Below are 9,100 nucleotides of genomic sequence, written 5' to 3' on the forward strand. Positions count from 1 at the left end.
CCGGCGGGCGCCGCCTGCGTGCTGCTGATGTCGGGCTCCTGGGGGCTCGGCCCGCTCGCCCGCACCGCCGCCTCGCTGGCCGCCGCAGGGCCGCACGTACTCGCGGTGGCCGGGCGCAACCGGGAGCTGGAGCGCCGGCTGCGGACCGCCGCACGCCGGGAGCCCCGGCTGCACCCCTTCGGCTACACCGACCGCGTCCCCGCGCTGATGGCCGCCGCCGACCTGGTGGTCACCAGCTCGGGCGACACCTGCAGCGAGGCCCGGGCGCTGGGCCGGCGGCTGCTGCTCCTCGACGTGGTGCAGGGGCACGGGCGCGACAACCTCCAGCACGAGCTGGAGCTCGGCCACGCCGACGTCGCCACCGCCCGCCCCGCCGAGGTGGTCCACAACGCCCTGGCCGCCCTCGGCCGCCCCGAGCCCGCACCGTCCGCCGGCGCCACACCGGAGGCCTGGCAGGCGGGGTTCGGGGCGGCGCTGCGACGGGTGGGACTGGGCTAGGGCCTGTCTTCGAACTCGCGTCTGCGGGTCGACGCCGGGGCACGCACCTCGCCGCGTTGTCGTCGGTCGCCAATGGCCCCCAGCCTTCGGCCGGGAGGTGCCCCCACCGCAGTGGCTCCCTCCTCCGCCTTGCGATGCACGCACCCCAACGCCGCCCCGCCCGCCCTCCGGGCGGACGACGGGAGTTCGAAGACAGGCCCTAGCCGCGCGGGTGGTGGCCGGTGCGTCCGTCACCCCGGACGGTTCCCCGCGCCCGACGGCACCCGGTGGTCGCGGAGGGGGCCGAGGGTGAGGCGGTGGGTGCGGCAGTGGGCGGCGATCAGTGGGAGGGCGGCGAGGGTGGCGCGCCAGGAGCCGGGGGCGGAGGTGCAGTCGGAGTCGTGCAGCAGGAGGGTGGCGCCGCCGGTGAGGCCGGGGCGGGCGGTCGCGTAGACGGACTCGCCGGTGGCCTCCGCCGTCCAGTCGCGGCCCCAGGCCGTCCACAGCACGCTGCGCAGGCCGAGTCGGCGGGCGGCCAGGGCCGGGCCGGCGGTCAGGACGCCGTACGGCGGGCGGTACCAGCGCGGGCGGGCGCCGCAGAGTTCGGTCACGGCCTCGCTGGCGCGGCGCAGTTCGCGCAGGTCGCGGGCGGGGGCCGGGTACCACTGCTGCCGGTGGTGCCAGCCGTGGACGGCCACCTCGTGGCCGCGCAGCACCAGCTCGCGGCCGAGCCCGGGGGCGCGCTCCAGCATCGCGCCGAGCAGGAAGAAGGTGGCGCGGGCGCCGAGTTCGTCCAGCGCGTCGAGGACGTACGGGGTGCTGGCCGGATCGGGGCCGTCGTCGAAGGTCAGGGCGACGTGGTCGGGCGCGGCGCCGTGTCCGGCGGTGCGGCGGGCCAGGGTGCGGCGCAGTGGCGGCAGGCGGACGGCGGCCGGGGCGAGGTGCAGGAACTCCGCGCCGACGGCGAGGGCAGTGGCAGCGACGGCGGCGGTGCCCGTCCGGTGCACAGCGGCGCTCACTCGAAGCGGGCGGCCATCCGGCGGAACACGCCCGGTGCCACCCCGTGGAGGCGGGACGGGAAGCCGAGCCAGTGCGGGACGTAGAGGCGGTCGCGTTCGGTGGTGATGGTCGCCACCACCGCGTCCGCGACCCGGTCCGCCGGGACCAGCCTCGGCCAGTCGCGCTCGTACGGGGTGCCGCGCCGCTCGAAGAACGGGGTGTCCACCGCGCCGGGGAGCACCAGGCGCACCCCAACACCCGTGCCGCGCAGCTCGTACCAGAGGCTCTCGGCGAACATCGTCAGCGCGCCCTTGGTGGCCGCGTAGCCGGACTCCTCCCGCGAGCCGACCTGGCCGACGATCGAGCCGAGCAGCACGATCCGGCCGCGGCGGCGCTCCAGCATGCCGGGCAGCAGCAGGCGGACCAGGCGCAGCGGGGCGGCGAGGTTGACCTCGATCATCCGGTCCAGGGTGTCGGAGGGCGTCTGCGCGTACGGGCCGCGCCAGCCCAGGCCGGCGCTCGCGACCAGGGCGTCCACCCGGCCGGCGTCGGCCAGGGCGGCCTCGGCGAGGCGGGCCGGGCCGTCCGGCTTGCTCAGGTCCTCGGGCAGGGCGCGGCCGCCGGTGCGGTCGGCGAGTTCGTCGAGGCGGGCGCGGTCGGTGCCGGAGAGCAGGGTGAGCCAGCCGGCGTCGGCCAGGCGGGTGGCGGTGGCGCGGCCGATCCCGGAGGAGGCGCCGGTGATCAACGCGACGGGGCGGTCGGCCGGGTCCGGCGGGGGCTTCAGGGCCTTCCGGTCCGCGGGAGCCGCGAGGTCGGTGACCTCCTTCGGGTCCGACCGCCGGGGTCGGGAGTGGGGCTCCTCCGCCATCGGGCACCTGCCGCTCTGTGACCGCCTAGCCGTCCGTTTTGTCCGGAAAGTCACCTTCGCACGGCGGAGCCGTCCGGGCTACCGGGGCGGTACGGCGGGCTCCGCCTCGGCGTCCCGGTGCGGGGCGGTCGGCTCCGCGGGCCCGCCCTCCGGCTCCCCGAAGCGGGAGAGCACGAAGGTGCCGCCCACCGCCACCGCGAAGCCCGTCAGCGCGCACCACTCGAACCCGGGGCGCGCGGCGTCCCCGAGCACCGTGACGCCGACCAGCGCCGGGCCGAAGGTCTCGGTCACCGTCCCGGCGGCGGTCGCGGCCGTCACCGTGCCGCGTTGCAGGGCCAGGGCGTAGGCGAGGTAGCCGCCGAGGCCGCCGACGGCGAGGGCGTAGGCGGCCGGGTCGGTGAGCACGGCGACCGGGCCGGAGGCGTCCAGCACCCGTACGGCCAGGCTGGTCACGCCGAAGCCGGCCCCGGCCAGCAGCCCCAGGCCGGCCGCGGCCGCGTTGCCCTCCCGCCGCACCAGGACCAGGGTGGCGAGCAGCAGGACGGCGGTGGTGGCGAGCAGCGCCCAGTGGAAGGCGGGCGCGGCGTGGTCGCGGCCCTCCCGGCCGGAGCCGAGCGCCAGCAGGGTCAGGCCGACGACCACGGCGAGGATGCCCGCGAGGTCGCCGCGGCGCAGCCGCGCGCCCAGCAGCCAAACGGCGGCCAGGGCGGTGACGGCCAGGCTGGCGTTGGTGACGGCCTGGACGAGGAAGAGCGGGAGGGTGCGCAGGGCGACGATGCTCAGCGCGAAGCCGACGATGTCCAGCAGGGTGCCGAGGAGGAACTGCCAGGACCGCGCCAGCGCGGCGAGCAGGCCCGCCCGGACCCGGTCGGCGCGCGGGGCCGACCGCGCCCCGCGCGCCTGGAAGACCGCCCCGAAGCCGAAGCAGACGGTCGCGACCAAGGCGGTGGTGAGTCCCAGCAGCATGCCTCTCCCAGCCTCCCGGGGCAGCGTCGATCCATCACCAGTCTGGGCCCGGGGGGACGGGGTCGCACGGGTGGGACGGGTGGGACGGGAGCGGGTGGGACAGGAGCGGGAGCGGCGCCGGACGGGATCGGCTGGGCCCGCCGGGTGGACCCGGGCGGCGCGCGGTTTGCCGACGGACGGTGTCGCGTCATCCCTGATCCATGATTCAGCACGCCATGCCGCTCGCCGCATCCGGTCTGAAGATCGACTGGGCCAGGATGCCGACCTACAACACGATCATGTCGGTGGCCGCCGGCGCCGGACTCCTGCTGGTGGTCGCCCTGGGGCGCCGACTCCTCGTCCAGGGGCGCAGCACCACGCTCGAGGGCTGGGCGCTGGCGTTCGGGGCCCTCGGGTTCACGCTCGTCACCACCGGCCTGCACATGACCCTGACCTGGCCGCTGGCCGGGCAGGGGTTCCCGTTCGACAACGTCATCTTCGGCGAACCCGCCCTGGCGTTCGGCGTCTTCCTGCTGACCGCCTCCTTCTACCTCTGGAAGCGCGGCAGCGAGCTCCTCGCCGCGGACGGCGTCGACCGGACGGTCCGGGTGGCCGCGCCGATCTCGGTGTTCGTCTTCGGCATGGGGCTGGCCTGCTTCGGCATCGCCGCCGCGGGCTGGAAGTACACGCTCTTCGCCGCCCCGCCGGAGGAGCCGATCTCCGGGGAGTTCTCGGACTGGCCGTGGCTGGAGGCGAGCTTCATGTCCGGGCTGTACGTCCTGGTCGGCATCGGGGCGCTGCTCTTCCCCTTCGCGCTGCGGGACCCCCGGCGGTGGATGAGCCCGGTGATCGGCGTCGTGTGGGGGCTGGCCGGCCTCGCCTTCCTGGCGTTCGGCGGGCTGAACTACTTCACCCACATCGGGCTCATCGTCAACACCATGTGACCGGCCGCGGGTGTGGCCGGGGCGCCCCGTCACGGCCGGACGGCCACCCCCGCGTACAGCGAGACCTCCTCGGCGGCGACGGGCGCCTCGTCGGGGGACGGCCGCCACTGCGCGATGGGGACGAGCCCCGGCTCCAGGAGGGTCCAGCCGTCGAAGAAGCGGGCGATCCGCAGCCGGGTGCGGGCCTGGGCCGCGGTGCCGGCCGCCTCGTAGATCCGGGTCAGTGTGGCGATGTCCTCGGGTGCGAACTCGGGGCTGACGTGGGTGATCACCAGGGCGCTGCCCGGGACGAGGGCGGACTTGAGGTGCTCGACCAGCTCGTACGCGCCGTGGGCGTCGGGGACGAAGTGGAGCAGGGCGTTGAGGGAGAGCGCGACCGGGCGGGACAGGTCGAGGGTCTCCCGCAGTCCGGGGGCGGCGAGCAGCCGGGCCGGGTCGGTGGCGTCGGCCTCGACGTAGGCGGTGCGGCCCTCGGGGGTGCCGGTGAGCAGGGCCTGGGCGTGCGAGAGCACGATCGGGTCGTTGTCGGCGTAGACCACCCGGGCGTCCGGCCGGACGCCCTGGGCGACCTCGTGCAGGTTCGGCGAGGTGGGGATGCCGGTGCCGATGTCGAGGAACTGGTCGAAGCCGAGCTCGGCGAGGGCACGGGTCGAGCGCTGCATGAAGGAGCGGTTGACGCGGGCGGCGGCGCGCAGCCAGGGCGCGACGGCGAGGGCGTGTCCGGCGGCCTCGCGGTCGGCGGCGAAGTTGGTGAACCCGCCGAGGAAGTAGTCGTACATCCGCGCCGAGTGCGGAACGTTGAGCCGCAGGTCCACCCCGTCGTAGAGACCCATCCGTGTTCTCCCCCCGGTGCCGTGCCCGATCGATCCTCCCCGCCCACGATAGGCGCGGCCCCTCGTGTTCCGAACAGCTTCCGGGCATTCCAACCAACCGCTGGTTCCCATGAGATGACAATCTGTATTCGGATTGCAGCCTGGAGTGACAGGCCTGATGGAATGAGGATGGGCGCAGACAGCCCGACCCTCGGGTGGCCCGGTGCGCAGCCGGCGGCCACGGAAAGCAGGCCCGATGACGATCGACAGGGGCGCCCCGACGCGCAGGCACCGGGGCGGAACGGCCGTGGCGTACCTCCGCGGGACGGCGGCGGAGCCGACGGCCGACACCGACCCCGGACTCCGCTCCGACCCCGAACTTCGCCTGGGCCTCCCCTACGCGGCCTTCTGCGAGACCCACGAACCCGCCTGGCGCGCCCTGGCCCTGACCCGGATAGGCAGCCAGTCCGACGCGGAGCTGGTGGTCACGGCGGTGAAGGCCGACCTGGCCCGCTGCTGGTCACAGGTGCTCCGGTTCGAGGAACCGGCCGCGTACGCCTGGCGGTTGGCCAATCGGCACGTCGCGGACTGGGTGGCCTCCGAGGAGCCGGTCGAGGTGGAGGCGGTCACCTTCGCGGCGGTGATCGGCGCCTTCAAGCAGGTGGCGAAGGGGCTGCTGCACAGCGAGGCGGACGAGGTGCGGCTGTACGCGGCGATCCTCGAACTGCCGGACCGGCAGCGGGACGTGGTGATCCTGCGGTACCTGCTCGGCCTGCACGTCAAGGTGATCGCGGCGTACCTGGGGCGGCCGGTGGCGACGGTGCACTCCAACCTCCGGCACGCCCGGGAGAGGCTGGCCCGCCGGCTCGGGGTGGGCGAACTCCCGGACGGCGGCGGGGAGCTGTGACGGCGGCACCGGAGGACCGGGCCCCGGACGGCCCGGGCCGGGCCGACGGCGGGCGCACGGTGTTCCGCGTCCCGCGGCCCGAACGCGCCCATGCGGAGCGGATCGCCGCCGTGCGCCGGGCGCGGCTCACCGCCGCGCCCGCGCACCTGCCGTCGGAGCACGAGCAGGCGGCGTTCGAACTCGGCCTGGTGGTGGCCCTGGTGCTGGGCGCGCCGGACGCCTCGCGCGGACTCGACCTGCTGGTGAACGCGCGCCGGATCCAGCCGGAGGGGGCCGAGGTGTTCGGCGCGCTGCTGTACGCGACCGGCAAGGAGGAGGGCGCCGAGTTCTGGTGGCGCTTCGCGGCCGGCTCGGGCAGCGGGACGGCCGCGTACTGCCTGCACCTGCACCACCTGATGCTCGGCGAGACCGACGACGCCGACTACTGGCGGGCCTGGTCGGACCAGCTGGCCACGGCCGAACGGCCGCCCGGCCCACGGGCGTTGCGGATGAACCGGCCGCTGCTGCCGGACGACGTGCGGCGCGACATCCTCGCCCGGGTGCACCACGGGCTGGCCCCGCAGCTACCGCCCGCCCTGGTCGCGGTGATCGACCGGCTGCCGGTGCAGGACGGCGGCGAGGAGGAGGTGCCGAGCCCCTGGGGGCTCACCTCGGGGGCGACCTCCGCCTGTTCCTGGGAGGACCTTCCGTGGGACCCGGTGGATGATCACGACGACCCGTGGGGGTGAGCGCCGTTGGGGCCGCCGTGATCATCCCTTCAGGTGAGCACGGACAGCCGGGCGGCGACGGCCGGGTCGCGCCCGCTGCCCGCCTCGGTCCGCTCCCCCGCCGGAGCGGCATACCGGACGACGTAGTGGTGCGGCGCCATCGCGGTGTCGCGTCCGGGTAGGGCGGCGACCACCGCACGGTGGGCCTCGACCGGGCCGAACGAGGGGTCACCGGTCGCCAGTTCCACCACCAACTTCCCCTCCTCCTCGGAGAGTCGGTGCTCCCCGAGGGCGGTCCGCAGCAGTTCGCGGACGGCCGCGAGGTCGATCCAGGCGCCGTCGACCAGCCGCCATTCGCCGCCCCTTTCACCCCCCGGCGGGCCGAGCACGGCGGGCAGGTCGGACAGCAGCACCGGCCCCTCGGCGGCGGCCGCGAGCAGGGCCGGCAGGGCCCGGGCGAAGCCCTCGGTCTCCTCGGGGTCGAGCACCTGGGGGCAGGCGATCAGGGCGAAGTCGAGGCTGCCGGTGATCCGCAGGATGGTGAACATCAGCCGGACCGGCAGCGGCGGGGCGGGCAGGACGGTGAGTTCGGGGTCGACGGCCGGGGGCGGCTGGGCGTCGGCGACGGCGGCCGGGATGGTGAGGCTCAGGTCGTTGACGACCACCTGGCGGGAGAACCGGGCCCCGCGCAGGTGGGCGGCGTCGTCCACCAGCTGCCAGACCTGCTGGGCGTCCAGGGTGCTGTGCCAGTAGGCGCTCAGCGAGGCGGACTTGGCGCGGCCGATCAGCTGGTCGAGGTCGGCCGCGCCGGTGTCGAGCAGGATCAGCGCGTCCTGCGCGAGGGTGCCCACGTGGTCGATCAGGGCGGCGCGCTGGCGGTTGGCGGAGAGCGCCGAGAGCACCAGCTCGCGGCGGCCGGAGCGGTGGGCGACCAGCGCGGCGAAGGCGGCGAGCAGGACGACCGACGGACTGGCGCCGGTGCGCCGGCAGACGGCGGCGAGGTGGTCCGCGGCGGTGCGCGAGCGGACCAGCAGGGCGCTGTGGTCGCCGGGCGGGCCGGTGATCCGCGCGTCGGCGAAGACGACCTGCGGGCCGGCGGTCAGGACCCGGGCCCAGTGCCGCAGTGCGGCCGCGGCCCTGCGGCGGCCCTGGGCGCTCTGCTCCGCGACGGCGACCTCCAGCGGGGTCGGAGCGGTGACCGGCGGCAGCTCCTTCCCGGCGGCGAGGGCGTGCCAGTCCTGGATCAGCACCGCGGTGGCAGCGCCGTCGGCACCCGCGTGGCAGACCACGGCGACCAGCCGCAGCAGCCGCTCACCCGCGGCGAGCATGGTGAACCGGACCCGCGGCGGAGCGTCGAGGGGCACCGGGACGGCGACATCCGCCCGGCCCAACTCGGCGGCCAGCACGTCCAGTTCGGCCTCGCTCCGACCGCCGGCCTCGACCACCGTGACGGCGAACCGGCCGTTCCGGTGCACCAGCTGGCGGTCCGGGAAGCCGTCCGGGCCGGCGCCCGCGGGGAAGGAGGTCCGCAGCGACTCGTGGCGTTCGACCAGCAGGCGCAGGGCGACCAGCCCGGCGGGGACCGAGACTCCGTCGGGCACCGGCCAGACGGAGTCCTTGTTGATCCCCTCGGGCGGGTCGCGCCGGATGCAGAGGACCATGTTGCCCTGGCCCCGGGTGAGCGGGCCGGAGCCGCCGCCCTCGGCGGCGTACCGGACGGTGATCCGCCTGGGGGTCGCTGTCGTGCCGCGCGGTGTCGCGCCGAGTGACGTCGGATCGTTCGGTGGGGCGTCCTGCGGTGTCACGTCGTACGCGCCTTTCGGCTCGCCGGGGAGGGCCGGGGAGGGTTCGGCAGGGGGTGTGACCGGGACGCTACCAGCGCCCTCGCGAGCTGGTCCAGACCAAACCTCGACGGGTCCGATCCATCGTCAATTTTCTTTCCACATACGGCAGTTGACATGCATCGGCGATTCCCCGAGGGCCGCCACGGCAGCCCGGAACGGCTCCGCCACGGGAACGTCACGAAGCCGGGACGGGCCGGTGCCGAGCCCGCCCGGGTCAGCCACGAGCACCGGCGAGGGGCCGCCCACGGGCACGCCGAAGGACTGCGCGAGCCGCCCGCCGTACGCCTTGACGCAGGCCTCGCGGCGGCACCACAGGGTGGTGAACCGCGCCGCCCGCTCGGCCGGTTCGACGGGCTCGGCGACGAACCGCGCCTCCTCGGACGGGAACCAGCGGGCGGCCATCCGCTCGGCCGTCCGGGGGTCGTGGAGCCGCTCGACGTCGACGCCGACCGCCCGCCCCTCGGCGAGGGCCAGCGCCGCGAACGCCCCCGAGGCCGACCAGCTGACCCGCAGCCCACCGGCCGACGCGGGCTCGGGCTTGCCGTGCGGACCGTACCGCCAGACCAGTGCGGCCGGGGGCACGCCGAGCCGGGCGGC

General features: G+C 75.8%; 9 protein-coding genes and 1 pseudogene. 4 read left to right on the forward strand and 6 right to left on the reverse strand.

The window, feature by feature from the left end; translation table 11 throughout:
* Positions 1–498 (forward strand): annotated as a pseudogene (locus tag AE652_RS27515) (glycosyltransferase); the annotation flags it as partial.
* Positions 499–728: 230 nt separating this feature from the next.
* Here the strand turns inward: AE652_RS27515 and AE652_RS27520 are convergent.
* The 3 genes from AE652_RS27520 to AE652_RS27530 all read right to left on the reverse strand — a co-directional run bounded on the left by AE652_RS27520 (position 729) and on the right by AE652_RS27530 (position 3,310).
* Positions 729–1,496 carry a polysaccharide deacetylase family protein gene (locus AE652_RS27520; RefSeq protein WP_369808336.1) on the reverse strand — a complete coding sequence of 256 codons (768 nt, stop codon included), beginning with the start codon at positions 1,494–1,496 and terminating at the stop codon, positions 729–731.
* Positions 1,493–2,344 (reverse strand): SDR family oxidoreductase, encoded by an 852-nt coding sequence (locus AE652_RS27525; protein ID WP_049656232.1) that lies wholly within the window; start codon positions 2,342–2,344, stop codon positions 1,493–1,495. Before AE652_RS27525 ends, AE652_RS27520 begins: the two co-directional genes overlap by 4 nt.
* A gap of 78 nt (positions 2,345–2,422) precedes the next feature.
* Positions 2,423–3,310 carry a DMT family transporter gene (locus AE652_RS27530; RefSeq protein WP_049656234.1) on the reverse strand — a complete coding sequence of 296 codons (888 nt, stop codon included), beginning with the start codon at positions 3,308–3,310 and terminating at the stop codon, positions 2,423–2,425.
* Between the two features lie 200 nt (positions 3,311–3,510).
* Between AE652_RS27530 and AE652_RS27535 the strand changes: the two genes are divergently transcribed.
* Positions 3,511–4,233, forward strand: a complete 723-nt coding sequence (locus AE652_RS27535; protein WP_049656235.1) for a DUF981 domain-containing protein — start codon at positions 3,511–3,513, stop codon at positions 4,231–4,233.
* A gap of 29 nt (positions 4,234–4,262) precedes the next feature.
* Here the strand turns inward: AE652_RS27535 and AE652_RS27540 are convergent, their stop codons facing one another.
* Positions 4,263–5,066 carry an SAM-dependent methyltransferase gene (locus tag AE652_RS27540; RefSeq protein ID WP_049656236.1) on the reverse strand — a complete coding sequence of 268 codons (804 nt, stop codon included), beginning with the start codon at positions 5,064–5,066 and terminating at the stop codon, positions 4,263–4,265.
* A gap of 235 nt (positions 5,067–5,301) precedes the next feature.
* Here AE652_RS27540 and AE652_RS27545 point away from each other — a divergent pair, with 235 nt between their 5' ends.
* Both AE652_RS27545 and AE652_RS43190 read left to right on the forward strand, forming a co-directional pair.
* Positions 5,302–5,952 carry an RNA polymerase sigma factor gene (locus tag AE652_RS27545; RefSeq protein WP_082346010.1) on the forward strand — a complete coding sequence of 217 codons (651 nt, stop codon included), beginning with the start codon at positions 5,302–5,304 and terminating at the stop codon, positions 5,950–5,952.
* Positions 5,949–6,680: a hypothetical protein gene (locus AE652_RS43190; protein ID WP_053112281.1), complete on the forward strand. Its 732-nt coding sequence runs from the start codon at positions 5,949–5,951 to the stop codon at positions 6,678–6,680. Before AE652_RS27545 ends, AE652_RS43190 begins: the two co-directional genes overlap by 4 nt.
* A gap of 29 nt (positions 6,681–6,709) precedes the next feature.
* Here AE652_RS43190 and AE652_RS27555 read toward each other — a convergent pair whose 3' ends face one another.
* Together AE652_RS27555 and AE652_RS27560 are read right to left on the reverse strand one after the other, a co-directional pair.
* A complete protein-coding gene (locus AE652_RS27555; RefSeq protein ID WP_049656240.1) occupies positions 6,710–8,464 on the reverse strand; it encodes a condensation domain-containing protein in 1,755 nt (584 codons plus the stop codon).
* A gap of 123 nt (positions 8,465–8,587) precedes the next feature.
* Positions 8,588–9,100, reverse strand: a 513-nt coding sequence (locus AE652_RS27560) for a 4'-phosphopantetheinyl transferase superfamily protein (RefSeq protein WP_053112283.1), incomplete at its 5' end; no start/stop codon positions are given.

It is taken from the genome of Kitasatospora sp. MY 5-36, from assembly GCF_001182915.1.
Classification (GTDB): Bacteria; Actinomycetota; Actinomycetes; order Streptomycetales; family Streptomycetaceae; genus Kitasatospora.